Source organism: Cohnella panacarvi Gsoil 349, from assembly GCF_000515335.1.
Lineage (GTDB): Bacteria > Bacillota > Bacilli > Paenibacillales > Paenibacillaceae > Cohnella > Cohnella panacarvi.
In genome coordinates, this window is record NZ_KI911563.1 from 2,278,290 (window position 1) to 2,302,334 (window position 24,045).

Annotated in this window: 25 protein-coding genes; 6 read left to right on the top strand and 19 right to left on the bottom strand. The window is 56.5% G+C overall.

The genetic code is table 11. The features are described 5' to 3' along the window. Window positions 1-52: 52 nt before the first annotated feature. The 3 genes from COHPA_RS0110895 to msrA form a co-directional block, all read right to left on the bottom strand. Window positions 53-802 carry a GNAT family N-acetyltransferase gene (locus tag COHPA_RS0110895; protein WP_027086206.1) on the bottom strand — a complete coding sequence of 250 codons (750 nt, stop codon included), beginning with the start codon at window positions 800-802 and terminating at the stop codon, window positions 53-55. Beyond that, complete coding sequence (locus COHPA_RS0110900) at window positions 781-1,650, bottom strand: HAD family hydrolase (protein ID WP_027086207.1); 870 nt, start codon at window positions 1,648-1,650, stop codon at window positions 781-783. The genes COHPA_RS0110895 and COHPA_RS0110900 overlap by 22 nt, the downstream gene beginning before the upstream one ends. 77 nt (window positions 1,651-1,727) lie before the next feature. Continuing rightward, on the bottom strand, window positions 1,728-2,354 hold the full coding sequence (gene msrA / locus COHPA_RS0110905; RefSeq protein ID WP_027086208.1) for a peptide-methionine (S)-S-oxide reductase MsrA: 627 nt from the start codon (window positions 2,352-2,354) through the stop codon (window positions 1,728-1,730). A 160-nt stretch (window positions 2,355-2,514) separates the two neighbouring features. On the opposite strand from msrA, the gene COHPA_RS0110910 reads away from it, so the two are divergent. Genes COHPA_RS0110910 through COHPA_RS0110920 form a run of 3 tightly spaced genes read left to right on the top strand, consistent with a single transcriptional unit; the run spans window position 2,515 to window position 4,366 of the window. Continuing rightward, a complete protein-coding gene (locus COHPA_RS0110910; protein WP_027086209.1) occupies window positions 2,515-3,012 on the top strand; it encodes a DinB family protein in 498 nt (165 codons plus the stop codon). Window positions 3,013-3,039: 27 nt separating this feature from the next. Further along, window positions 3,040-4,065 carry a helix-turn-helix transcriptional regulator gene (locus tag COHPA_RS0110915; protein ID WP_027086210.1) on the top strand — a complete coding sequence of 342 codons (1,026 nt, stop codon included), beginning with the start codon at window positions 3,040-3,042 and terminating at the stop codon, window positions 4,063-4,065. Next, window positions 4,058-4,366 (top strand): putative quinol monooxygenase, encoded by a 309-nt coding sequence (locus tag COHPA_RS0110920; protein WP_035120630.1) that lies wholly within the window; start codon window positions 4,058-4,060, stop codon window positions 4,364-4,366. The genes COHPA_RS0110915 and COHPA_RS0110920 overlap by 8 nt, the downstream gene beginning before the upstream one ends. Window positions 4,367-4,428: 62 nt before the next feature. On the opposite strand, the gene COHPA_RS0110925 is transcribed toward COHPA_RS0110920, so the two are convergent. Next, a complete protein-coding gene (locus COHPA_RS0110925) occupies window positions 4,429-5,286 on the bottom strand; it encodes a patatin-like phospholipase family protein (RefSeq protein ID WP_027086212.1) in 858 nt (285 codons plus the stop codon). A gap of 149 nt (window positions 5,287-5,435) precedes the next feature. On the opposite strand from COHPA_RS0110925, the gene COHPA_RS0110930 reads away from it, so the two are divergent. Beyond that, window positions 5,436-6,596 (top strand): acyl-CoA dehydrogenase family protein, encoded by a 1,161-nt coding sequence (locus tag COHPA_RS0110930; RefSeq protein ID WP_027086213.1) that lies wholly within the window; start codon window positions 5,436-5,438, stop codon window positions 6,594-6,596. On the opposite strand, the gene COHPA_RS0110935 is transcribed toward COHPA_RS0110930, so the two are convergent. Both COHPA_RS0110935 and COHPA_RS0110940 read right to left on the bottom strand, forming a co-directional pair. Further along, complete coding sequence (locus COHPA_RS0110935; protein WP_027086214.1) at window positions 6,593-7,306, bottom strand: PIG-L family deacetylase; 714 nt, start codon at window positions 7,304-7,306, stop codon at window positions 6,593-6,595. The genes COHPA_RS0110930 and COHPA_RS0110935 overlap by 4 nt on opposite strands. Beyond that, window positions 7,303-7,614, bottom strand: a complete 312-nt coding sequence (locus tag COHPA_RS0110940) for a DUF1806 family protein (RefSeq protein WP_035120635.1) — start codon at window positions 7,612-7,614, stop codon at window positions 7,303-7,305. The genes COHPA_RS0110935 and COHPA_RS0110940 overlap by 4 nt, the downstream gene beginning before the upstream one ends. Before the next feature lie 321 nt (window positions 7,615-7,935). Between COHPA_RS0110940 and yyaC the strand changes: the two genes are divergently transcribed. Both yyaC and COHPA_RS25960 read left to right on the top strand, forming a co-directional pair. Further along, window positions 7,936-8,535, top strand: coding sequence for a spore protease YyaC (gene yyaC, locus COHPA_RS0110945; RefSeq protein WP_027086216.1), 600 nt, complete (start codon window positions 7,936-7,938; stop codon window positions 8,533-8,535). 202 nt (window positions 8,536-8,737) lie between these two features. Beyond that, window positions 8,738-8,905 carry a hypothetical protein gene (locus COHPA_RS25960; RefSeq protein WP_211237873.1) on the top strand — a complete coding sequence of 56 codons (168 nt, stop codon included), beginning with the start codon at window positions 8,738-8,740 and terminating at the stop codon, window positions 8,903-8,905. 11 nt (window positions 8,906-8,916) lie between these two features. Here COHPA_RS25960 and COHPA_RS0110955 read toward each other — a convergent pair whose 3' ends face one another. From COHPA_RS0110955 to COHPA_RS0111015, 13 genes are read right to left on the bottom strand one after another with little or no spacing between them, the layout of a single operon-like run. Continuing rightward, window positions 8,917-10,323 carry a peptide ligase PGM1-related protein gene (locus tag COHPA_RS0110955; protein WP_027086217.1) on the bottom strand — a complete coding sequence of 469 codons (1,407 nt, stop codon included), beginning with the start codon at window positions 10,321-10,323 and terminating at the stop codon, window positions 8,917-8,919. Continuing rightward, the gene (gene lysA / locus COHPA_RS0110960; RefSeq protein WP_027086218.1) at window positions 10,262-11,542 is read right to left on the bottom strand and encodes a diaminopimelate decarboxylase; all 1,281 of its coding nucleotides are present in this window, start codon (window positions 11,540-11,542) and stop codon (window positions 10,262-10,264) included. Before lysA ends, COHPA_RS0110955 begins: the two co-directional genes overlap by 62 nt. After that, window positions 11,539-14,199 carry a hypothetical protein gene (locus COHPA_RS0110965; RefSeq protein WP_027086219.1) on the bottom strand — a complete coding sequence of 887 codons (2,661 nt, stop codon included), beginning with the start codon at window positions 14,197-14,199 and terminating at the stop codon, window positions 11,539-11,541. Before COHPA_RS0110965 ends, lysA begins: the two co-directional genes overlap by 4 nt. After that, the gene (gene cysC, locus COHPA_RS0110970; protein ID WP_027086220.1) at window positions 14,190-14,816 is read right to left on the bottom strand and encodes an adenylyl-sulfate kinase; all 627 of its coding nucleotides are present in this window, start codon (window positions 14,814-14,816) and stop codon (window positions 14,190-14,192) included. The genes COHPA_RS0110965 and cysC overlap by 10 nt, the downstream gene beginning before the upstream one ends. Further along, window positions 14,776-15,588, bottom strand: a complete 813-nt coding sequence (locus COHPA_RS0110975; protein WP_027086221.1) for a sulfotransferase — start codon at window positions 15,586-15,588, stop codon at window positions 14,776-14,778. Before COHPA_RS0110975 ends, cysC begins: the two co-directional genes overlap by 41 nt. A 5-nt stretch (window positions 15,589-15,593) precedes the next feature. Beyond that, the gene (locus COHPA_RS0110980) at window positions 15,594-16,310 is read right to left on the bottom strand and encodes a dTMP kinase (protein WP_027086222.1); all 717 of its coding nucleotides are present in this window, start codon (window positions 16,308-16,310) and stop codon (window positions 15,594-15,596) included. Window positions 16,311-16,324: 14 nt separating this feature from the next. Beyond that, the gene (locus COHPA_RS0110985) at window positions 16,325-17,434 is read right to left on the bottom strand and encodes a hypothetical protein (protein ID WP_027086223.1); all 1,110 of its coding nucleotides are present in this window, start codon (window positions 17,432-17,434) and stop codon (window positions 16,325-16,327) included. A gap of 11 nt (window positions 17,435-17,445) precedes the next feature. Beyond that, on the bottom strand, window positions 17,446-18,591 hold the full coding sequence (locus COHPA_RS0110990; protein WP_027086224.1) for a nucleotidyltransferase domain-containing protein: 1,146 nt from the start codon (window positions 18,589-18,591) through the stop codon (window positions 17,446-17,448). Next, window positions 18,588-20,120: a class I adenylate-forming enzyme family protein gene (locus COHPA_RS0110995; RefSeq protein WP_027086225.1), complete on the bottom strand. Its 1,533-nt coding sequence runs from the start codon at window positions 20,118-20,120 to the stop codon at window positions 18,588-18,590. The genes COHPA_RS0110990 and COHPA_RS0110995 overlap by 4 nt, the downstream gene beginning before the upstream one ends. Window positions 20,121-20,143: 23 nt before the next feature. Continuing rightward, a complete protein-coding gene (locus COHPA_RS0111000; protein ID WP_027086226.1) occupies window positions 20,144-21,307 on the bottom strand; it encodes a BtrH N-terminal domain-containing protein in 1,164 nt (387 codons plus the stop codon). Continuing rightward, window positions 21,304-21,564 (bottom strand): acyl carrier protein, encoded by a 261-nt coding sequence (locus COHPA_RS0111005; protein ID WP_027086227.1) that lies wholly within the window; start codon window positions 21,562-21,564, stop codon window positions 21,304-21,306. The genes COHPA_RS0111000 and COHPA_RS0111005 overlap by 4 nt, the downstream gene beginning before the upstream one ends. 30 nt (window positions 21,565-21,594) lie before the next feature. Further along, window positions 21,595-23,187: a bifunctional metallophosphatase/5'-nucleotidase gene (locus COHPA_RS0111010; RefSeq protein ID WP_027086228.1), complete on the bottom strand. Its 1,593-nt coding sequence runs from the start codon at window positions 23,185-23,187 to the stop codon at window positions 21,595-21,597. 33 nt (window positions 23,188-23,220) lie between these two features. Beyond that, on the bottom strand, window positions 23,221-24,045 hold the full coding sequence (locus tag COHPA_RS0111015; protein WP_211237874.1) for an ABC transporter permease: 825 nt from the start codon (window positions 24,043-24,045) through the stop codon (window positions 23,221-23,223).

A 24,045-nucleotide genomic window follows, 5' to 3' on the forward strand; every position in this document is an offset into this window, starting at 1 on the left:
GATGCTGCTTATATTTCTGTTCGTGCAACTCCTTGCGTATACGGCTGTCGTTCTATTTACTAGTGCGTGAACGATAAGAGTACTCGTAGATCGTGCGATAATTCAACTTCTCGTACAGCCGGTTGGCGGGCGGGTTGTCGCGAAGCACCATCAGGCAGCTTTTCTTCGTCCCGCCTTCTCTCGCCCACTTCAAGATATACCGAAGCAACTGCTCTCCCGCTCCCTTGCCGCGATGCGCGGGATGGGTGACGATGTCGAACAGCCCGACGTACTCGTCGTTCGCGACGCCGATTCCGCAAGCGATTGCCGTCTCTCCGTCATAGAGCGTGAAGAATCCCGTCCTCATGAGCGGTCTCTCGAACATCTTCATCGTCGCGCGGCCGTTCTTCTCGGACACTCCGTTCATCGAGATCAGCCGATCGATCCAAGCTTGATTGACCGACGGGTCGATCCGGATGTCATAGCGCGACGGCTCGGGAACCGCGGACAAATCCTCCAGTTCCATCACGAGCGAATGCTCTACCGACTCGTAGCCGCGTTCTCCGAGAAGGCTGTCCAACCGAGGGTGGATGAAAGGCGTGATCTTGAAAATCGCCGGCTGTCCCGCGTCCGCGTAGATCGCTTCGCATAGCGCGATCTTGTCTTCCAGCGTCCGCTCGCCCCCTTCGTAGAGCGCGCTGACCGAATTCGAACGCCACGTATATCCGTCCGCGAACCGCAGCAGCCATCCGTCCAACAACACCGTCTGCAGAGATGGCCAAGCGTTGATCGAAAACTCCTCTACTTCTTTTCCGGCACCCATATGGCGACCCCCCCGGCACTCTTCTGCCCATGCTCCGCCAAAAATCTAGCGACGCCGTCGTTATTGTTGCTATCGATGATTCCCGTGGCAATCTGCTTGACCGACTCGTGCGCGTTGCTGACCGCGTAACATTCGTCGGCTCCCTCGAACATCGACAGGTCGTTCAAGTTGTCCCCGAAGCAGACGAGCTTGTCGAAGCTCAGCAACTCCTTCAGCCTCTGCGTCCCTTTGCGTTTCGTTGCTTGGTCGCTAGACACTTCGAGCCAATGATAACCCGGCGCGTAAATATCCGGCCCGAAATGGCAGATGCAGCCTTCCCGCTTGTCGAGCACCTCGTAGACCGCTTGCAGACGATCCGGCGTCTCGATGGCGTTCACCGCGATCAGCTTCTCTTTCAGGCATTCCGTATAATCGTCGACGAGGCGGAATCGCTCGCTCTCCGTCTGGAGCCGGTCGCCGAAATAATAGTCCTCGCTCGGGTTATGTACGCCGCGATAATAGACTCGCGATTGCCCTTCGTCGTTGATCGTGTAGACGACGGGGTTGAGCCCTGCTTGCAAATACAGCCCGACGATTTCCTGACCTAACTCATTCGATAAGTAATGCGATTCGATGATTCGCCCGCTATGCGGATCGGCGATAAATACGCCGTTGATGAATATTCCCGGCAAATGCAGGTTAAGCCCGGCGAGGAGCCTGGTCGCGGACTCGTAGGACCGAGCGGTCGCGACCGTGAACTGCAATCCCTTGTCGATCAGCCCATTGAGGATGCGAACCGATTCCGGGTTAACCCGCTGCTCGTCGTTCAACAGCGTACCGTCCATGTCGGACACGTATAATGTTCTCATCTCGTCGCCCCCCGTTTATTTTTATAGAATAATCTACCACATTAAAGAGGCGATTGACATCTATCGGCACGCAAAATTTACCAGCGAATCTCCCGAATCAGCCGGATCGTCTCCGCCCGCTCGCTATCGCTCACCCACCACCGGCCGATCTCGTCCACGATGCGTCCCAGATTCGTATAGCCTTTGGCCAATCCGTTCAGCCGCGCGGCTAAAGTGGCGTTCATCAACTCTTCTTCGGACGAATAGAGTTCGCCGAGCTTCGCTAGGGCATTCGGGAACCTGCGCAAGTAATACTTCTGGTGTCTGGCCTCGGCTAGGTAAAGTAGGGTGTAGGGCGAAATCTCGGTCTCAAGGATTCCCTTGCCCTCTTCCATCCGTTGCTTCACGCGATGAAAGACTTCTTGTTGATCCTCGTCGCGATAGAGCAGCATCGATTGATACTGCCTCCCTTTATAACCGTTAATATTAACGGGGTTATGGTTCGTCCAGAACGTCTCCAGCAGCTGCTCGTACGATAGAAGCTCCTCGTCGAAATCCAATTGAACGACCTCGGAATGATCCCCCATCTCGCGGTACGTCGGACGAGCCGTCGTGCCGCCTGCATAACCGACGCGCGTCCGTATAACTCCGGGTATTGCCCCGAATAACGCTTCGGGACTCCAGAAGCAGCCCATTCCCAGCGTCAGCGTTCGAATAATCGTCATTGTGCGACTCGGCCTCGTTTTCCTCGATTTGACTGAAATTATGAACGTAAGCCGCGGCAAAAACAAGAAGACGGCAAACACTGACCGTATCTGTCAGTGTTTGTTGTGTATGCTGATCTTGCTTTAACCAACCAATCCAACTAGTATCGGAGGATGGAATATGTTTGCCAAAATCGAGGACTTTGCGGCAGAATGGACTAAAGAAGTGGAAATAACCGAGAACGTGCTGCGTGCATTATCGGACGATTCGCTGAAGCAAGCGGTCAGCGATGGCCGGCGTACGCTGGGACAGATCGCCTGGCATCTGGCGCGCTCGCTTCACTTCATGACGAATCTGGGGCTTGAATTCGATGCACCCGCCGGAGGCGAAGAAGCCCCGTCTTCCGCCGTGATGATCGCGTCTGAGTATCACAGGATCAGCCGGGATTTACTGCATGCCGTTCGAACGCAGTGGAACGACGCGAAACTGGCCGAGACTGTCGCGATTCTCGGCGAAGCTTGGCCGAACGGAGCTTCCTTGCGGTTCACGCTCATGCACCAAGCGCATCATCGCGGGCAGATGACCGTGCTCATGCGCCAGGCCGGCCTTCGGGTGCCCGATGTGTACGGCCCGACTTACGAATCGTGGGTCGACCAAGGATTGACGCCTCGCCTTTAATCTGATTTACGGGATGTGAGAAGCGGCATGTCCAAAGCTGACAATATGCTGACCATTCTATGGCTGCTTCGTTCGGGGAAACGGGTAACGGCGCAACAGCTCGCGGACAAATTGGAAATCCACGTCCGCACCGTATACCGATGCATCGACTCGCTGTGCGCCAGCGGAGCCCCGATCATCGCCGACGCCGGACCGAACGGCGGTTACCGGTTGTACGGCGAGTTCGTCGACTCTCCCCTGCTCTTCGATTCCGAGGAGCAGAAAGCGCTCGTGCACGCGTCGGTATTCGCCAAGGAAGCGGGTTATCCGTTCACGGATGCGCTCGTCCGGGCGGTAGAGAAGCTGAAGCGGTACACGAACGACGAGCAGTTGGAATGGATCAATCGGCATAGCGGCGGGCTTGCCGTCATTCAGACGCCCACGAACGCGAAGGAGCGCGAGCTGCTCAGACTGCTGGAGGATGCCGCAGCCGAAGGCGTATCGCTGAACATGGCCTATTCCAAGGGATCGCCCGAGACGAACGCCGCATGTCGCGTCCTCGATCCCTACGGGATCGTTCATTGGAAAGGAATCTGGTACGTCGTCGGGTACTGTCATACGCGGCAAGCGATTCGGAGCTTCCGCGCGGATCGCATCGTCCGTTTAGAGCCGGCGAATACCCGATTCGAGCGCCCGGCTGCCTTTTCCGCAAGAGACTTCCTCCTGCGTTCCTTGCTCCCGGATTCGCTTGACGCCGAGAAGCTGATCGCCGTCAGACTTCGGGGACACGAGCACGCGCTTAACGAGCTGTGCAGGCATTGGCTATTCGGCCATGCGCTAATCGAACGCGAGGTTCCCGGGGAAGCCGTATTCAATCTAGGAGAACAATCGCTGAAGACGTACGTGCCGTACTTCCTTCTCCCTTACGGAAAGTCTCTCGAAATTGTCGAGCCCCGCATGCTCATCGAACGTATGACGGAAGTCACCCGGGGCATGCAGGAGCATTATGAAGCGATGCGGAATAAAGCGGATCAACCGCAGAACATAGGAAAGGATGGTCGCGATCGTGAGTAAATTTACGATGTTCGGCAAGTTGACGGCTCACCCGGGGCAAAGAGAGGAGCTCCTGTCCGTCCTATTAGAAGCTTCTCGAAACTTGGAACATATGGAGGGATGCCATCACTATATCATCAACGAATCCGTTGACGATCCGGATGCGATTTGGATCACGGAGCTGTGGCGCGATGCCGAAGCCCACGCGAATTCCCTCAAGGACGAGGAGGTGCTGGCAGTCATCCAGCGCGCTCGGCCGTTAATCGCGGCCATCGAGCCGGTCCGTCTCCGCCCCGTCGGCGGCAAGGGATTAGACGTCTAGCGTCTGCCCGCAAAACTGCAGCCCTGCCGTCTCCGGCAGGGCTGCTTTCTTCTTGGCATTATCTATCGTTGCGCTTCCATCCACTTCCGCAATGCCGGCATCATTCGCTCCGCATCCTTATACCCCTGCAAATACAGCGCATCAAGCTTAACCGGATCGCGTTCCATTCGTCCGACCGTCAGCGGCAACTGCGGACGAATGACGAACGTATGGCCGCTTCGTTCCTGCTCGTCGATATAGCTTAACGTCTCGTTGTAGATCTCGTGCCTGCGCATCATCGTGGCGACGAAGTCCGGATATCGGCCGTAGGCGCGGCGGATCAACCAAGTGAACCGGTTGCGGGATTTACGGTAATCGGAATTGCGGGTAAGAATGACGACGTTGCGCTTGCATCCGTCCCTCTCCGCTTGGCGCAGCGGTATAGGATCCGAGATGCCGCCGTCCAGCAATTCCCGGCCGCCGTACTCTACGATGGGGGCGATGAAGGGCAGCGAGCTGGACGCGCGCAGCACGCGCAGCAGATCGAAGCCGGGCTCGCTCTTGCGATAGTAGACGGTTTCGCCGGTATGGCAATCCGTCGTTCCGATGACAAGCTCTTCTTGGCTCTTCCGGAAAGTATCGTAATCGAACGGGACGAGCGCGTTCGGGATTTCGTCGAAGATGAAGTCCATTCCGAATAGCTGCCTTTTGCGCCAATAGTTCTTCCAAGAGATATAGCGAGGGTCCTTGACCCAGTCGACATTGACGATTCGGTTGCGGCCGCGTTGCCTGGACAAGTAGCTGGCCGCCATGCAAGCCCCCGCGGATACGCCGACAATATACGGATAATAAAGCCCCTGCTCCGAGAAATATTCCAGCACGCCGGCCGTGTAGACCCCGCGCATGCCTCCGCCTTCCAGCACTAACCCGGTAGACGTCATCGATTCGGCCCCCTTTCGCCAACGCTCGTACGATGGGCTATTGCCATTGTAAGCATCGGGGATCGGGATAGTCAATTTGCCTTCCCGAAGTTGACTCGGGGGGTGATTATTTCAATAATAGAAAATGACACAAGGAACGGAGGTACGTCATGCAACGGATGATCGATCATTATATACGCAATGACGCGCAGCGGGAGAGGGTACTCCAAGTCGAGGAGCTGGCTAAGCGATTCTCGGAGCGCGCCGCCGCTCACGACAGGGAGGGTTCGTTTCCCTTCGAGAACTTCGCCGAGCTTCGCGAAGCCGGATATATGAAGCTTACGGTCCCTCGTGCATTCGGCGGCGACGAGTTATCCCTATACGAGATGGTGCAGTTGCAGGAACGGCTCGCTTACGGGGACGGTTCGACCGCGCTTGCGGTCGGTTGGCATCTGGGGCAAATGCTGCATTTTCGCGAGTGCGGCAAGTGGCCGGAGGAGCTGTTCGCGGAGCTGTGCCGCGACGTCGTTCGGGACGGGGTTATGATCAACACGTTCGCCAGCGAAGTCGCTTCGGGCAGCCCGAGCCGCGGGGGCAAACCGGAGACGACGGCGGTTCGGGACAAGGAGGGCTGGCGAATTACGGGACGCAAGACGTTCAGCACGCTCTCGCCGATCCTCGACCGGTTCGTCGTGTCCGCCTACTTGCCGGAAGAAGATTGCACGGCCGAGTTTCTCGTGAGGAAAACCGATCGGGTGACGGTCGTCGAGACGTGGGACACGATCGGCATGCGCGCGACAGGCAGCCACGACGTCTTGCTGCATGGCGCGCTTGCAGCCGAGAATGCAAGACTGAACGGCAAAGGAATCGATGACGGAGGAGGATGGCTGCTGCACATTCCGGCGTGCTACGTCGGCATCTCGATCGCCGCGCGGGATTACGCGGCGCGATTCGCGAAGTCGCACCGGCCGAACCATCTGCAAGGGTCGATCGCGGATCTTCCGCTCGTCCAGCAGTCGATCGGACAGATGGAAGCGGACATTAGAACGGCCCGCTGCCTGCTCTATGCGGCTGCGGACCGTTGGGACAATAGCAAGGCGGAGGACCGCCCCGGCTTGAAGGCCGAGCTCGGCTTGGCGAAATACGTCGCCACGAATAACGCCCTTAAGGTCGTCGATCTGGCGATGCGCGTCGTCGGGGGCTCCAGCCTGGCGAAGAGCTCGCCGCTCGAACGTTACTACCGCGACGTTCGCGCCGGCTTGCACAATCCTCCGATGGACAATACCGTGCTCTCGATGCTCGCGTTCGAAGCGTTAAGCGAAGCGCCTTAACGCTTGGACGGAGGGAACAAGTCCTCGCCCGGATGCGGCGGGGACTTTTTGTTGCCCGCGATGAAATACTCGTACTTGTTGAATCTAGACAGGGCTTGCCGGTCCGGCGCCCACACCCACGGATCGATCTCCGTCTGGCAGCGATGCGCGCGGAACGCGGCTAACTTCGCTTTATGGTGCTTCGAGATATCGACCCGGACGATCGGATTCGGGTACGTATAACCGAAGCGTTCCGCATTCGCCAGCTTATCGCTGAACGTGATGAAGAACAGTTCGGCTCCGCTGCGTTCCTTCGTTCGCTCGTGCGCGATCGTCGTCGCTTGGCCGATAGCGCAGTGGTCGGGGTGCCCGCCCAGCGTCTCATGGAACGTCAGTACGACGTCGGGCCGGATTTCGTCGATCAGCGATGCAATCCTGGCGATCAGCAGTTCGGAATCGATGAACTCTACCGTTTTATCGCGAATGTCGAAGAAGATCAGCCGGTTAATGCCGAGCGCTTCGCACGCTTCTCTCAATTCTCTCTCCCGCACGATCGGCATCGTCTCCCGGGTGACGTACGGAGGATTGCCCATCCGTCTCCCCATCTCTCCGCGCGTCGCGCTGACCAGCGTGATGTCCACGCCTTCGCTCGCGTATTTCGCCAGCGTTCCCCCGCAGATGAACGACTCGTCGTCGGGGTGCGCGAATACCGCCAATAGTTTTCTGCTCATTCCGGGAACGGCTCCTTTCCCAACTCCAACGCGACGTGCATGCGCCCTTGCTCGTCATGCCCCGCCAGCAGCAGCCTTCCTTGCTCGTCAATCTCGTAGTGGGTGAGCGCTTCCGCCCGAATCCATCCTTGACCTTCGAACCGAATCCCGACGCGATACGGTCCCTCGCCCGCCACCGCCGTATCCGTAATCCGAATGCGGAAGTTGCGCGCGAACACGAACGACGTCGCTTCGCTATGAATATAGGCTTCTTGACCGCGATACGCGGCCAGCGCCTCGGCTAAATCCTTACTATGAATCTCCTTCATCATTCTCCTGCTCCTTCATTGCGCTGATGAATATACTATTCAATTTACCTTCAAGCCCGAGAAATGACAACAAAGCGATAATGATTCGGGCTAGCGGGAGGCGAGACTTCGCGGGAATTAGCCGGGTTGGGCGACTGACTCGGAGCAGATGGCGGACTTGGGCGGGAATTAGCCGGTTTGGACGACTATATCCGGGCTTCACGCGGTACGGAGGCGATATACCATTTATTTTTATCGAGCCTCGCATATTCCGACAACCTTTTCTTGATACATAATGTATCATCGAACAATAGCGATACATTATGTTTGGGAAGTGATGCCGTGGAGCGTTCTATTCAGTGGCCTTTCCGGATCGCGGTAACCGATCCGGGCGCCAGCGTCAAGCTCGCCGTTCAATTGCGCGACTACTTCAAGCTGCTGCCGTCGGACATGCGGGTCGCCATCGTCTGCATCGGCACCGACCGGTCGACCGGCGACTCGCTCGGACCTCTTGTCGGGTCGGCGTTGCGCAAATTCCATAGCTCCATATTCGACGTATACGGCACGCTGGAAGACCCCGTGCATGCGATGAATCTCGATGAAACGATGGAACGGCTCTATTGGACGACCCGTAATCCGTTTATTATCGGAGTCGACGCCTGCCTCGGCAACTCCGCCAACGTCGGCAGTATTCTTCTCGGGGAAGGCCCCTTGCATCCGGGGTCCGGCGTCGGCAAGAAGCTCCCCCCGGTCGGCGACATCCATCTGTCGGGCGTCGTCAACGTCGGCGGCTTCATGGAACTGGCCTTGCTGCAGAGCACGCGCCTGTATCTCGTCACCCGAATGGCCGAACTCATAGCGAGAAGCTTGCACTTAGCTCTCGTGCTGCTGCCGCGGCAAGACGACGCTGCTCATCTCCGGTTAGGGCAACTCGATGCATGATTGCCTGCCGCCGGCATCGATTCCAACGCCTGTATGAAGTACAGTTAGTCCGCTGCATTTGGATCATTTCCGGCAATTTACCTGCACGAGGTACAGCTAGTTACCCAAAATATCTTCCAAAGCCCTATTGTCCTCGAACTAACGGTACTCCGTGCATCTAGTCGTTTTAGAGATTGTTCATGTATCCCTGGAACTGCATTCGGTGCAGATAAATCGTCACGTTAACCGGAAGTCCGCCAACAACAACAACTGCAACTACAACAATAACTACGATAACAACAACAACAAATACAATAACAATAACAATAACAACTGCAACTACAACAATAACTACAATAACAACAGCTACAACAACCGCAAAAAAACCTAGTCCTCGGCGGACTAGGTTAATTGATATTGCCAGCTATCCAGCAACGACTCCAATCTCGAGCCGATCTCCTCCACCCGCTCCCAATCGCGGGCGACGATTAAGGTAAAGACACGCCCCGGATACTTGCCGCTGCTCTCGTCCTTGACCGTCGGCAGCGTGCCTGACGTATAGACGAGGACGCCTTCTCCCGTATCCCGACTGTACAATAACCGCTCCCGTTCCAACTCCTCGCAAACCGCGCGAAAGTCGACCGGTTCGTCCGTCGCGACCTTGAAGTACCGAGAGAACACTTTCGCATCCCCGATTACGCGCTCCAGAAACGAGATATAAGTAGATAGCGTGAATCGGCCGTTGATCTCGATAATCGGGATGACTCCCCCATCCCGAGTAATGATCGAATCGATGCCGGCGACTCCGGTAAAGCCGATGGCGTGCAAATGCTTCCCGATCGCCTCCCCGAACTCCCGATAACGGTCGATCGCGTCCGCTCCCAACTCCACCGGCATCCTCGAGCCGATATACACGGTATCCCTCAACACCTGCTGCTTAATGGAAAAAACATCGACTTTGCCGTCCTCCGACACGTACAGCTGGTAGTTGATGTCGGCCTGCTTATCGTACCAGCCTTCCACCAGCCATTGCGCTTGCGGATTGCTCTTGGCGAATCTGGAAACCCGCAGCAGGATCGGCCTCAGCTTGTCCGGGCCGTCTACGATATATAACCCTTTGCCCGACGCGCCGAACGGTTCTTTAATGATGACCCTGTCGAAGTAAGGAGGCTGCTCCGTCAACTCCGCGTACGCTTGACCGATTTCTTCGGCGGAGCCGCATACGCGCCCTTGGCATACGGGCAGCTCCAACGCCACCGCGATTTCCCGATTGGCAATCTTGTCGTTGACCGCCGCGTTCACGCCGGATGGCGCCGCCGCAAGACGCAGCCCGCATCTCGCGGCAATCTGCTCCTCCAATCGGGTCACCGCATACGGAACGAACCAGACGTCATCGTTCGCTTCGGCAACCTTCGCCAGCTCCGTTAAGAGATCCACGTCCCGCAACACCAATTCCGAGATCGGCGTCCAAGAATCGGATTGCCTAGGGACCCGGATCCGCCGCGGAATCGAGAATCCCCACTCCCGCAGCTTGTCCAGGTAATACGGGTCCGGCATCTCCCGCAGGATCAGAATGTCCTGCTCGCGGCATAGCAGCAGGTTCATCTCCTCTACCCGGCCCACGATCCGATCTTCGCCGCGGTCGACGACGCCCGGCTGCACCGGATTCCAATATTTTTCGGCCCCGATATTGAGCAGCCACACGATCGCGCCGCGATCGCGCTCTTCCGTCAACCGGGCGACTAAATTAAATGGAGTAGACATACTCGTCGCGGACGGACCTTCCCGTAAGCAGCGAACGCTGCCCATGGAGGCAATCCTCCGCTTTCCCCCTTTCGCGCAGAACGTGAACTTCGTCCCGATAGATCATGATTTCAGCCGGAAGGGCGTGACTTAAGAACAGCACCGGACTATGGGTCAACCCGTACGCTCCCGATTTCTCCACGACGAGAAGATCTCCCGCCTCCGCCTTCGCAAGCCGGACCTTCTGCCCGATCACGTCGGTCGGCGTACAGAGCGAACCGACGACGTTCGCTTCCTCCGTCTCTTCCCCGTCCTTGCCGTGCAAGCGCATAGGAAAGTTGTTCCTTACGTACCTGCCCAGGAAAGCAGAAGACGCGTGCTGATTGGAGCCCCCGTCGCATACGACGTATTTCGCCCCTTTGCAATCCTTGACGTATAACACCTTGGTCAGGAATACGCCGGACTCGGCCAGCAGGAACCGCCCGCTCTCGACGCCGATGCGGACGCCCCGCAGCTTCTCGCCGTACTGCTCCCACAGCTCCGATAAACCGAGGCGCAGCTTGTCCGTATCCAATTCCTGTTCTCTCTGAAAATACGGAACGCCGAACCCTCCGCCCAAATCGAGGAATTGCAACGCCAAATCGTGCGCCTCCGATAATTCCACGGCGAGCTTCATCACTTCGGCCAGATTACGGACGATGAGATCGGCATTCAGCATCTGCGTACCGGAAAATACGTGAATTCCGATTAAGGATACGTAGGGGAGAGATAGAATCTCGTCCATCGCCTCGGCCATTTCCGATTGGTCGATGCCGAACTGCGTCGGTACTCCCGTCATTTTCATTCCGGCGCCGGAGAAGTTGAAGTTCGGATTGATCCGCACCGAAATTTTCGCGAGAGCGTTCCTTCGCATGGCGATCGCGTTAATCCGCCGCGCTTCCTCAACGGATTCGACGTTAATGCTGTAAATGCCGCAATCGATCGCGGCTTCCAGCTCCTCCATCGATTTCCCCGGACTCGTAAAGATGATGTCTCCGGGCTTGAAGCCCGCTTGCAGCGCCATGCGCAGCTCTCCGAGAGAAGCGACTTCGATGCCGCTTCCCAGCTCGCGGAACAACTGGCAGACGCCGAGCAGCGGATTGCACTTCACCGAATAGAACACCTCGAACGTCTCCGGCAGACAGCTGCGCAATAGCCGGTATCGACTCTCGATTTTGTCGCCTTGGTAGACGTATAAGGGTGTTCCGTACTGCTCGGCCAGCGACCGGTAATCAACGTCGTTCATACGACCCCTCCTAGAGATTCGGACTTTTCCGCCTCATGGCGGAGCCCCTGAATACGGCCATGATGATACACGATCGCGTCATAATAGAAGAGCGGGTTTCGATCGAAGGAATTCATGAGTCCGACGATTTCGCCGTCCAGCTTGTCGCTGTTATATACCGCGACCATTACCCGGCGGTCCGCGAACCAAGGATTCGGACAAGCGATGAAGGCATAGTAGTCGCCCTCGTAAGATTGCCCCTTCCAGGTTAGCCGCTCGGGCTCAAGCTTTAGTCCGATCGCCTCCAGCAGCCTTTGCTGTTGCACGCTCGGGCTACGGGCATCGACGATGAAGATATAGTTGCTTTCGCTCGTATGCTCTAAGTTCAACTCCGACTCCCGGCAAGACTCGTATTTGTAATATATATACCGATCGCGAATCGGATTCTGCAGCAGGTACGACAGCTTCGTCGTGAACGGGCTGCGTCCGGAAGGCTTCACGACCGTGCAGGGCCCCGTGTACAGCCGCTTGATTCCAAGCTGCGTCTCATCGACGCCGATGGCGTCGTAAGCGGCGATGAAAGCCTCCTTCGATAGATTCGATACGGACAGCGAAGCGGCAGCGTCGCCGATCGATAACGTCGCCCGAGAATACCGACTCAACCGCGCGGACGCTCTCCTGCCGTTCACCAGCAGGGTGATCTCCGAATCCAGCCCCATCTCCTCGGGACTTAACAGCAATTCCAGCTCGCTCACATTATCGGCGCGAATCTCCACTTCTTGCCGCGAGAGTATCCTGGCTTTCACGTTCGCTCGCTCTTTCAAATCGACAATGCGCTTCACCCGAAGCCAATGGGACTTGGAGAAGCACGGCTCCAACACCATAAAGTCGATCTCCCGAGGATATCTTTCCTTGTCCGTTGCGACCAACCGGCGCATCAGCGTTCGGGAATTGTGCAGCGTGTTGAATTCGTTGTGGAAAAACCCGGCGTACAGCTTGATATGCGATTTCTTCATTCGTTGGAGCAAGTTGATCTTGCGCGCGCTGTTGAAAAACCAGTTCTCGTCGCTGCAAAGCCCGTATACGGTCGTATTGCCCAGGTTGTCGAACCATTCGTACTGCGGTTCATTCGCGTCGATCCTTGCGTCCCCGATTATCGTCGCGATGCCCGCGAACAAGTCGGGCGCGATAAAGCCGAGCCGATACGCTTTCATTGCGCCGGTGCAAAATCCGATGCCGTATATTCTGTCGCGGTCCGCATTCAGCTCCTGCACGATCTCTCCGATCGTGCGAATGACCCCGATATCGTCCGTATAGTTCAATCTGCCGATGCCCACCATCTGCACGATTATCGCTTCCGTGAACGAGAAACGCTTCGTCCAAGGCAGATCGGAGGGGAAGTTGCGTCCTTGGGCGTCATGGAAATAGACGACTAGCGGGTACTTGCGGTCCGGGTCGTAATGCTCCGGCAAATTGACGACGTAAGCGATAGACGCGTCCTTCGTGTCTTTGAGGCGATAGACGGCATAGCGGGCCTTGAATACTTCCGAGTACGTTCGAAGATATAGCCTCTCGGGAGCGTTCATGCTTGCGCGGAACTCCGCCATTCTCTCTAGCAGCGAGTCGTACACCTCGTAAGGGACCAATTGGTTCACCTCTTGGAACGACTGGGGCAGCTCCATCATTTGTCGCATCGAAGAGATGATATCCTCTCGCAAGTCTTGCCTGCCGGCCGCTTGGCGAAGCAGGCTGTCCCGTTCCTCCGCGAAGTCCCCGCACAACAAATGTACGGGTTTGCAGCGAACGCCCGCGCCGTCCTCCGATCCTTCGGCAACGATGCGCAGCGTGCCGCTTGCCGCTTCGGGGATCGGCAGCGTTGTCGCTTGGCCCGACTCGGTCCGAACCGTCGCCAGCGTCCGGCCGTCCGCGCTTTCGAGCCGCACCAAGACAGGCTGCCCGCCTTCCCCGCGAAGATAGGACGACAGCACGATCAGTCGAAGCTGCTCTCCGCCCTTGACGTTCACTCTCTCCGGAGCGATCCACGCGGAACGCTCAAGCGTATCGATCAGCTCCGGGTCGATGAACTCGTAATTCGCGGATTCGCTCCGCAATCGGCGCAACGGCTGGAGCTTGACGATGAATTCCTGCGTCGTCAAGGATACCCTCAAGCGCAGCGGAAGTTCCGCCAGAACGACGTTGTTGCCCGCTTTGAACCGCACCCTCGCGAGCAAGTCCTTCACCACGAAATCCTCGTTGCCTGCGATCACCAATTCGCCGTTAATCCACAACCGGATCGGGGACGGCATGTAGGTCAAAATTTTGATCAGCGCTTCGCTGTCCTCCATCGCATACACGTTGCATACGGCATACAACCACTTGTCCGGCTCCGGATTGAACATTTTGCCCGGCTTGTTCGGATCTTGATGAACCTCGATCAAGTCCGAATTGTAATGGCGCCAATTCTGTTCCAATTTCTCGACCGGCAATGTCGAGGTTTCATACACGTATATCGTTCTTCCGTCCTCGCCCAAGTAAGGCTTCGTGCCCCAGGGTCCCGCATTCGGAATCGTCACCGCCTTGACCATCCATCTCGATAACGTCGCAGGCTCGGTTGCTCCGAACGTGATCGGGTAGTGGACCGTGGTGACCAAGTTCTCCAAATACTCGTTTAATCCCATAGCGCGCTCACCTTCTTCCTCGGAATGAGACCGCTGGCCGACAAATAAAGAACGATTGCTTCGCAGCATTGGTCCACGGTTTGCTCGTCCGTCCGCAGCACGATCTCCGGACTTAAAGGCGGCTCGTAGTCGCTGTCGACGCCCGTGAAGTTCTTCATTGTCCCTTCTTTCGCGCGTTTGTAATGGCCTTTCGGATCCCGTCTGGCGCATTCCTCGATGGGGCACTCCACGTACACCTCGATGAATTCTCGCGGAGCGAACCGCGCCCTTACGCCTTCCCTGTCCTCGCGGAAAGGAGAGATGAACGAAGCCAGCGTCGCGATGCCCGCCTCCACGAACAGCTTCGATATTTCGCCCGCCCTGCGGATGTTCTCGCGCCGTTCCTCTCTGGAAAATCCGAGGTTGCTGTTGATGCCGTGCCGAAGATTGTCTCCGTCGAGGACGAAGGATCGGATATGCATTTCGTGCAGTTTTCGCTCCAACTCGTAAGCGAGCGTCGACTTGCCCGCTCCGGACAGCCCGGTGAACCAGAGCACGAAGCTCGGATGCTGATTCAAGACGCAGCGATCTTCCCGGTTAATCTTGGACGACTGCCAGACGACCGAAGGATGGTTCATGGCGGTCCTCCTCCCCCTCAGAAGTCAGGTACCCCAACTGTCGCATGCGCTCTCCGCATATTTCGAGAATGACGTTCCGATCCTCGTCCGATATCGATTCGTTCGACGTGCTGCCGACCTTGTGACTCATGACGTTGAGGATTTGCTGCCTTGGCACTTTGGCGCAGGCTTCGACCGTATCCAATGTGGCAGGGTCCTTGCGAATGAGATTCTCGTATACGATCAGATGCGACTTCGGATCGCTGCCCGCCAGAGCCAAATAGCCGCCCGTATTGTGATTCCACTTGTTAGCCGTCGTTCTGACGTCGTCCTTATACCAGCCCCGGCAGTTCATCAAGCTTTGCCAGGTATGGATCGGATTTCGGACGACCAGCAGAAACTCCGCTTCGGGATAACATTTGCGCAGCAGCTTCAGCTCCTGCTCCCCGTAGCGCACTTCCTTAAACCCGATCGTGTCGTGGGAATCCCGGTACTGCGAATACAGCGCGTTCAGGAACGCTCGAACGGATTCCACGACCCCTTGCTCCACGAACGGGAACTCCGGCGTCATCGTCGCGGTCCATACGTTCGGATTCTCGTCGCTGCCGAAATAGGCGTTCCGTTCCTTGCGATAATCCAGAGAGTACGTGCGAACCTGCTTGTAGATGTCCAGGAAGTTCGTAACGACGCCCTGGTGCTCGCCCCATATCAAATTTTCCTTGCGGCTGTTGACGATTCTCTGCAGCAGCGTGGAACCGGATCGATGCACGGCTGCGGAAATGATAATATCCACCTTCGTTACACTCCCCTCGTGCGGTTGTCCGCTTGAAATAGGCGCGAAGCCGCCGCTTCCGTCCTTTGCGAAATATAGGCTTTCACGACTTCGTTCGCCTTGCGCGAAGAATCCTGAACGAATAAGACCGTCGTATCCCGCAGCAAGCTCTTGTCGGAGAAGATCCGCGCGTATTCGTCCCGCATTCGCGTCAAATACAGCAGATCCCGTTCGGCCGACCGCATGTTTGTACGAACGGGCCTTCCGGGATGAAATAGCCTTTTGCCCCGGGATTGAATGCGCTCGTTGCATGTCTCGGGCGGCGTATCGAAGAAGACGACCATATCCGGTTTCCGTACCCGGAACCGCCCTAGTCGGCTAAGCCTTGCCCCGGCGCCATTGACGACGTCGCGGGTCATTCCCGTATAGACGTACCGATCCGCGATGACGATTCGATTCCGTCTAAGCTTCGGAACCATAAAGAACCAGTAATCGATGAGGAAGCTGAACCATTGCCATAAGCTGTAGACGGTCGGCGTCAACAGACGAAGCCTGCGCATCACGCCGATCACGCCTCGGATGAATCGGTTGGAATTCCACTCGGCTACGGATACCGGATAGCCTTGGGAGACGAGATCTTTCGTCAACTGGGCAATGCCTTCGCTTTTGCCCGATCCGCTTATGCCTTCGTAGACGATGAGAATTCCTTTGTTCGGATTCCTTACCCATCGGTCATGTCTCATATACCCACCCTTCGTCATCCGACATTGGACCGATATTGGGCAGCGAAGTCCGCGTACGCTCCTCTCGCGGCCATGAGATTCTCGTGCAGGCGCTCCAGCATTCCCAGCGAGTAATCCGCCTGCTTCCATTGCTCGTATGGAACGCCGAATCCGAGCGTTGCCCACATCTCGGTATTCCTCCGTTCGTGCTCGCCGAAAGGCTCCAGCATGATAAGCGGCGTCGCCGAAGCCAACGAGTCGATCATCGTGCCCGCTCCCGGCTTGCCGATAATGCCTCGGGTTTTCCCGGTAACGTCGAACAGCTCGTGATGGGATTCCCGGCTAGCGAATGCGACGGGCTTCCCCTGCACGACCTCTCCGAAGGGAGGGAATATGTGGCCGCCCGCTTCGTCGCGACGCCAAGGCGACCAAGAAGGATCCATCATGAAAAATCGGTCTCCCGCAGCGCCGCCCGCCGCTTCTTCCGTCTCGTACACGACGATGTCCAGCGGAATGCCTTGCGCGCGCAATTCGGGTATTTTGCTCTGATAAGTTCCCATCCCCCAACCGCCGCCATGGATGACGAACCGAGGCTCCCTCTCCCGATAAGGGATCGGCGGCGCGTCGTTAACGGCAATCGGAGTCGCGAGCTTCATCTTCTCCGTATCGTAAATCCAAGTCTCGCGATAGCCCGCGGCATAATCCGGCTCGAAGTGCTTCAAGCTTGTCCAAGAAGGAGGCAGACCGCAATCGACGTAGACGATCTCCGCGTTCACCGTCTCGGGGTGCACTTTGTCCCGGTACCGGTTCACGACGTGCAGCCAGTGGCCGGAGAAGACGAGAAAATCGCGTCGCCCTTCCGCGGCCCACTCGCCCAGCAACGCATCGATCGTCTCTTCGTCGACGGTCTTCGTCATGTCCATCGGCATCTTCGCCGAGAATTGCGCGAACGGGAAGCTGCGATGGCAAGCCTGCTTGCTGCGCAGCACTTGATCGAGCTTATCCGGCAGGATAACGTTCTCGAACACGCATACGTCCGCGCGCACGCCCAGACGTTGAAGTCGTCTCGCGATCAGCAAACCGGGCACATACAGTCCGAGACCGAACCCGGAGCACAATAGCGTTACCGTTCTCTGCTTCGTCATAGGCTTGTCTCCTAGCTGAACTTGGCTGCCTGGAATCTTCTGAAGCCCGCGACTTGCCGCTCGTCGATCGCCGAGATCCGATTGACGTCGAACAACCGGGTGAAGAAGTCGAACTCCCATACCGACGGCTCTTCGTTCTCGATCGCGTAATGATCCAAGTAGCCTAGATCATCCGGCTGCAGCTGCCGAACGACGTCCTCCGGCACCGAATCTCCGAACATCATCGCGATGTAGTGGAAGTTGTAATAGACGATTTTCTCCAGGTTGTAATGCTTGACTCTCTCTACGAACACGTTCCAGTCGATCTCCTGCCCGAATTTGCGAATGTACATATGAAGGTCGGCGAACTTATAGATTTTCAAGTCTTTAAGGCTCGTGATCCATACCATGAGCGCCGCTTCCTTGTACAGGTGGCAGCAGAGTTGGATCATGTTGTCCGCGTGATCGAGCCTGTAGCCCGTTGCGCCGTGAATGTCGATCGGAACCGCCCGGGCGATCAGTTCACGGGTCGGCACTTTGTACGGACAATTGCCTCGCCATAGAATGTCGTGATTGACGTCGATTTCGACGAGCGGGGCGAACGGGTTATCGCTCAGCTGCAGAAACTCCTGAATCTCGTGCGTCGTCATCTGCTGAACGAGCTTCGCCTTGCGGGTCGCTTCGGTAATCTCGTGCTTCGCGGCATCGTAATGCCCCTGAACGTAACCTAGTCCTTCCAGCGCGGCGGTAACCCCGTTGACATCGTCCAATTGCATCAGGAAGTCGAGATCGTTGAACAACCGGGTCTCGATCGACGGATAGACGACGTTCACCAGTAGATTGCCCTTCAGAATCGCGAGCACCAGCTTTTCCTTCTCGAACGCCCGGAGCGCTTCCGCCAGCTTGCGGGCATAGTAACCGTTGCGTTCGCGGTACACTTCCCACTGCATATTCATCAAGCGTTTCAGCTCGGCTTCCAATCCCTCGAACAGATCGAATTTATTCAAGTTGTAGCGCAGCATGTTGAGCGTCCTGTGGGTAACCATCTGGTAGATGACTTCCGCCCATTCGATCCGGGACGTCACCAGCTTCGTCAGCGCTTCCCGCTGCGACTCGTCGATCTCCACCGATGCCATCAATACGAGCTGTCTTTCGGGCGATAATTGATTGCGGTTCATAACACGGCCTCCTCTTGGGTTATCAGATGGCGATACAGCGCTTTAACTTCGTTCTTGTTGATCTTCCCGATCACGTTCCGCGGAATTTGATCGACAATGTGAATCTCCTTCGGCACTTTCCGGTCCTCCAGCTGCGCGAAACACCACTTGTACAATTGTCTCGAATCCGCGCTAACGTCGGCCTTCAAGCAGACGAACGCCACGATTTTCTGTCCCAGCTTCTCGTCCTCGATGCCCATGACGACCGTTTCCTTCACGGAAGGATGCTTCAGCAGCACCTCCTCGATATCGATCGGATAAGCCCGGCTGCCGCCTTGCATGATCATGTCGTCGTTGCGGCTGAGCACGAAGTATAATCCGTTCTCGTCCCTGTACCCGACGTCTTTCACCCGAACCCCCCACGGCGTCAACACTTCCGCGGTCAACGCCGGGGCCTTGTAGTACCCGTTCATGACATAATCGCTTGTAATGTAGATTTCGCCGGTCTCGCCGTCGTCCGCCTCCGAGCCGTCTTCCCGAAGGACGCGGACGCCGCAGCCCTTGATCGGCTTGCCGATGACGCAAGGCCGGCTCGTGACGTCCTCGTGTTCGCCGAACGTCACTCTGGCGACCGCTTCCGACGTCCCGTAGGCGTTGTATACTTTCACGCGGGGGAATTGCTTGGCGGCCGCTTGATAGATATGGAGCGAGTTCACCATGCCGCCGATCAGCACCCTTCGCAGGGAACTGACGTCGTAGTTATGGAAGCCCGGATACTCTAACGTCTGCAGCAGCATCGTCCGGACGATATAGAACTGAGTAGCCTTATAATCTTGAATCGCTTTGAGGAAAATGGCGGGGTGAAACACGTTGTTCAGCAGAATGATGCCGCCTCCCCGGCTAATGGCCATGAGCACGTCTCCCGCAAGCGGGCTGGCTTGAGCCAGCGATCGCGGAACGATCGTCCGGTCCTCGGAAGTGAAGTTCAGATGATCCGCGACCGCGAGCGCGTTGCCGACGATCGCGTCGTTCGAGAGCACGATGCCCTTCGGCCGCGACGTGGACCCCGACGTGAAGCAGATGCCGAACGTGTTCTCGTCGATTCCCGACAGCTCTCGGCGTTCCTTGTTCGGGAACTCGTGAATGCGAAAGCTCCCCTCCGCCTGAAGTTCCAATACGATGCGGATATTCAGCCGGTCGATATGATCGCGAATCGCTTCCAGCCCTGCGGCGTCCGTAATGAGCAACTCGATATCGGTATGGTCGAGCAATTCGATCAGCGCTTCGCCTTTGAATTGATAGGATAAGGAGACGAACGCCTTCTTGCGCTTGTTCAAGGCGAGCATACCCGTAATAAACTCCGTGCAATTGGGCAAGAAAACTCCGCCCATCGTGAAGTCGTAAGTTTCGAGCATCCGCTCGAATTCGAGCGCCTTGCGGTAAATATCCTCGTACGTGAACGATTCGTCCTTGTAGATCAGCAGAATATGGTCCCGGTACTTGTCGCGGCTTGCTTCGAACAAGCGCCATGGCGAATTCGGCTCGGCCATCTCGATCCCTCCTTCGGTTCTCGTTACTCCGCGCATCGATCCAAATAACCGACGACTTTCGTCTCCGCTTCTCGAATGAACCTAAGCTGCTCGCAAAGTTCATCCAGAATCGCCGGTTTTCTGGCAATGCCCAGCTTTAGCGACAGATTGGCGGCGATATCCCACCTCATGGCGGAAGCTTCCAACTCTTCGTTTAACTCCGCGCACACGTCCCCGGGAATCGATATTAAAGCGCTTGCTTCTTGTATGAACGCTTGGAATCTCTTCCTCTGCCTGCTGAGCCCCTTCATCGACCGGTTGTAATAGGTGCGGAACCGATACACCTCAAGCTCGTCGAAGACGATCTCTTTCTTGTCCAGGAGGCTTTGCCGGAAAGCTTCAAGCCGTTCCAGGCCGCACACCCGTCCGTGTACGGGCTGCAACCCCTTCATCCGCAGACTGCTCTGGCGGATAATCGCCCGGATTCGTTCCTCTGTCACCCGAAACTCTTCTCCGACTTCAAGCTCCATCCACAGGTTTCTCACCGGACGGCTGAACGGACCCGTAATCGGATTGTTCTGCAGGCAGAGTGCCGAACGAGCTTGCATGATTTCCTCCATCGGCAAGGTTCCGTCGAAATCGCTGCTGGACAACTTGTATTTGTCGAACAGCTCGTAAATTTGATTCTCTTCGTCGTAGCCGGTAAGGACGACCGCATGAATGCCGTGTTCCCGCTTGAACGCCCGATGGTAGCTCACGCCGTGCAAATCCACGACGGCAATGACGGGTCGACCGGCATCCAGCAGCTCTTTGGTTCTCCTATAAGCGATTGCCGGATCATCTTGGATCAGCAGCCGGATCTGAAGACGATCCTTGTATTCCGGAAGCAATCCCGGCTTGTTCTGTTCAAGGTAGATCGCCGTAGGAGGCAAATAAGCGAATTCCATCGAGGAGTTCAGCTCTTCCTCGGTAAATTCTACGGAGGTGGAATACCTGCCCAGGAAGTTGATCCCGATGTACTCGGTTTGTTCGTCGTACATAAAGCAGAGATAATCCGCCAGCACGAGCTCCGGGTTCAGCCCCATATGCTTGGCGACGGCACCGTAAGCATTGGCGAAGCAATCTCCGACATGCGGGACGAAATAACGCGGGACGTCCGGAATCGAGCGTTTGGACTTCGCGGCTCCGACCTCGTACGGGGCGCTCATAGGATGGCAGCCGCCAGTCGCTGATAGACGTAATCGGCAATCGTTCCCGCCGTCGAGAAAAATTCGTTCGTAAGCGAGCTGCTATCGAACGTAATGTCGAACGCGCATTCGATCTCCACCAACAGTTCGACAAGCACCAGGGAATCGACGCCGTAATTCTCCCTCAAATCCTCGTCCAGCCGGATCGTATCGCTTGGAATAGGAGCGCGTTCCTTGATCATCTCGCAAATTTTCAGTTCGATTTCTTCTTTAGTCATGTGAATGTCCACCTTTCTTCTGGCGCGATATTATTTATATCTTTCGTTGATCACCGTAATCCGGCCGTCTGTCTTCCCTTCCACTTCGCCCTTGCTTTCGATATAGTCGGCGAGTACCGTGCTCAGCAGGTCGCCTTTGTACAGCTGCTTCGCGTCTTTGAACTCCTCGTAGTTGTCGCCGCCGTACACGAGATAATCGTTGGTCGCGAGCTTGTACAGCTTGTCCTTGTCGAGCGGCTTGCCGTCCTTCGCGACGCTGACGAGCCTCTTGCCGGCAGGCTTGGAGCCGTCGAACGTATAGGAGATGCCGGATACCTGCAGGAATCCGCCGTTGCTGGAACCGTTCGGCCAGCCTCGCAGCCCCCGCTCGATCGCCTCGTAGATTTTGTCGCCTCGGACTTCCACCGTCATGAGCGAATTGACGAACGGCAGCGGCTTGCTGACATCGTACAGCCTAATTTCGCCTTTCGGGATGCTCTCGCGAATGGAGCCCCCGTTCAGCAGGGCGATATCGGCGTCTCCCGCCTCTCGCATGGCGTCCGTAAGCAGATTCGCCAGATTCGTCTCCTGCGACCTGACGTGCGACCTTACGCCGTCCAGAACGGCATCCGTGCTCCCTACGACCCTCTTCCCTTTCTCGAAAGCGATGGCGTAATATTCGTCCGCGATCGCCGCCATCTCGGGGTCTTCCTTGGATCGGTCTTGAGACTGATGAAGCGTCCAAGACAGATCGACGACTTTGCCGTCCCGGAAATAAAGGTCCGCTTGTCCGATATGCGTGCTGTAAGAGCCCGCTTCGACCACGTAAGTATCGCCGACGCGATCCGCCTTCTTATAGAGCCAATGATGATGGCCGCTCAATACGAGATCGATGCCGCCGACTTGTTCCACCAGTTCCTTGTCCCTGTCGTCTCCCAAATGGGACACGAGGATGATGGCGTTCACCTGCTCCGCCTGCAAGGCGGCGACCGTCGACCGGGCCGCGGCCACGGGGTCCCCGAAGCGGACGTCCGACGGGCCGAACACGTTCATATTGGACAACGAATCCGGTACCGTAAGCCCGAACAGCCCGATCTTTAACCCTCCGACCTCCTTGATGAGGTACGGCTGGAACACCGCTTCTCCTTTATAGCTGACATTCGCCGACAGCATCGGAAACTTTAACTCCGACTTGATTTCCAATAGACGGTCGAAGCCGTAGTCGAAGTCATGGTTGCCCGGAGCCATCGCGTCGTATCCCATCAGGTTAATGGCCTTCACGATGCCTTCCGCTTCGTTCACGTTGGCTTCGTTCGTGCCGTGGAACATGTCCCCGCTATCCAGCAATAAGGAGTCGGGATTGTCCGCGCGAATGTCTTCGACGATGCCCTTCATCAGCGGCAGCCCCATCTGGGTATTGATCTCGTCCAGCGTATAATAACCGCCGTTGGCCTCTTCATAGACCAAATGTCCGTGAATGTCCGCCGTACTCATAATCGTGATTTTCTTATCGTAGAAGCCCGCCGCCAGCTTCACTTCATTGAAGTTCACCAGTCTTATCGTCAGATAGACGATGAGGGCCAGGAGCAGAACGCCGAGCACGATCACGTTGCGGTAACTCTTTCTTGTTGCCGCGGATTCCATAGCCTATTGCTCCCCCCTCGCCATTCATTTTGATTAGTAGACGGAATTGCCCGTACTCGTATAACTGCGCACGCCAAGCTTCCATAGCAAAAACACGAGGTAGAATAGCAACGCGCCGACGACAGGCGTCAAATAGAGATACCCTTCCCAGAAAGACCCGTCTTTCCTCAGAAAATATTGAGCGGGAAAATAGTTGACGAATGAAAACGGAATAACGAAGATGAGCAGCTTTTGGATGAAGACGGGATAGAAGCTCAGCGGGTAACCGGCGATCCTCCTCGCGTTGAAGAAGATCAGGTTGCGCAGGTTCTCCGTCTTGACCGCCCAGAAGCTGAAGCAAGCGGACAACAGGAAGAGGGAAGCTTGGATGATGGTGCCGCCGATCAGCGCCAATACGTAATACAGGCTATTCTGCCAGTTCCATTCGATTCCGACCGAGAAGGCGGTGTTCATGAACAGGACGATTCCGACTACGCCGTGGCCGATCGTCGCGGTGAAATCGATTCTCGCCGAGATAATCTGATACATGAGACCGAGCGGCCGGGTAAGGAGCCGGTCGAAGTCTCCCGAGTGCACCATATTATCGAAATCGCGGATTCCCGCGAACAGGAGCACGAACAAGCTGTAAGAGAGGAACAAGAAGCTGTACAGGAACAGCATCTCGTGGATTTCCCATCCGCGGATATGAAGGAACCGCAGCAGAATGAGGAACATGACGACTACGCCGATCATTTCCCGGCAGAAGATGGCGAGCGCGATCAAGCTTCGATTCAGCTTGTATTCGAGCGCCAGCTTCAGGTTCATGTTCGAGTATTTGAAGAACAGCACGAACAGGCTTCGCATGCTATGTTTGCCCAC

Coding starts and splice junctions, on each gene's coding strand:
- COHPA_RS0110895 (WP_027086206.1), bottom strand. CDS start 802: ATGGGTGCCGGAAAAGAAGTAGAGGAGTTTTCGATCAACGCTTGGCCA.
- COHPA_RS0110900 (WP_027086207.1), bottom strand. CDS start 1,650: ATGAGAACATTATACGTGTCCGACATGGACGGTACGCTGTTGAACGAC.
- msrA (WP_027086208.1), bottom strand. CDS start 2,354: ATGACGATTATTCGAACGCTGACGCTGGGAATGGGCTGCTTCTGGAGT.
- COHPA_RS0110910 (WP_027086209.1), top strand. CDS start 2,515: ATGTTTGCCAAAATCGAGGACTTTGCGGCAGAATGGACTAAAGAAGTG.
- COHPA_RS0110915 (WP_027086210.1), top strand. CDS start 3,040: ATGTCCAAAGCTGACAATATGCTGACCATTCTATGGCTGCTTCGTTCG.
- COHPA_RS0110925 (WP_027086212.1), bottom strand. CDS start 5,286: ATGACGTCTACCGGGTTAGTGCTGGAAGGCGGAGGCATGCGCGGGGTC.
- COHPA_RS0110930 (WP_027086213.1), top strand. CDS start 5,436: ATGCAACGGATGATCGATCATTATATACGCAATGACGCGCAGCGGGAG.
- COHPA_RS0110935 (WP_027086214.1), bottom strand. CDS start 7,306: ATGAGCAGAAAACTATTGGCGGTATTCGCGCACCCCGACGACGAGTCG.
- COHPA_RS0110940 (WP_035120635.1), bottom strand. CDS start 7,614: ATGAAGGAGATTCATAGTAAGGATTTAGCCGAGGCGCTGGCCGCGTAT.
- COHPA_RS0110955 (WP_027086217.1), bottom strand. CDS start 10,323: ATGGGCAGCGTTCGCTGCTTACGGGAAGGTCCGTCCGCGACGAGTATG.
- lysA (WP_027086218.1), bottom strand. CDS start 11,542: ATGAACGACGTTGATTACCGGTCGCTGGCCGAGCAGTACGGAACACCC.
- COHPA_RS0110965 (WP_027086219.1), bottom strand. CDS start 14,199: ATGGGATTAAACGAGTATTTGGAGAACTTGGTCACCACGGTCCACTAC.
- cysC (WP_027086220.1), bottom strand. CDS start 14,816: ATGAACCATCCTTCGGTCGTCTGGCAGTCGTCCAAGATTAACCGGGAA.
- COHPA_RS0110980 (WP_027086222.1), bottom strand. CDS start 16,310: ATGAGACATGACCGATGGGTAAGGAATCCGAACAAAGGAATTCTCATC.
- COHPA_RS0110985 (WP_027086223.1), bottom strand. CDS start 17,434: ATGACGAAGCAGAGAACGGTAACGCTATTGTGCTCCGGGTTCGGTCTC.
- COHPA_RS0110990 (WP_027086224.1), bottom strand. CDS start 18,591: ATGAACCGCAATCAATTATCGCCCGAAAGACAGCTCGTATTGATGGCA.
- COHPA_RS0110995 (WP_027086225.1), bottom strand. CDS start 20,120: ATGGCCGAGCCGAATTCGCCATGGCGCTTGTTCGAAGCAAGCCGCGAC.
- COHPA_RS0111000 (WP_027086226.1), bottom strand. CDS start 21,307: ATGAGCGCCCCGTACGAGGTCGGAGCCGCGAAGTCCAAACGCTCGATT.
- COHPA_RS0111005 (WP_027086227.1), bottom strand. CDS start 21,564: ATGACTAAAGAAGAAATCGAACTGAAAATTTGCGAGATGATCAAGGAA.
- COHPA_RS0111010 (WP_027086228.1), bottom strand. CDS start 23,187: ATGGAATCCGCGGCAACAAGAAAGAGTTACCGCAACGTGATCGTGCTC.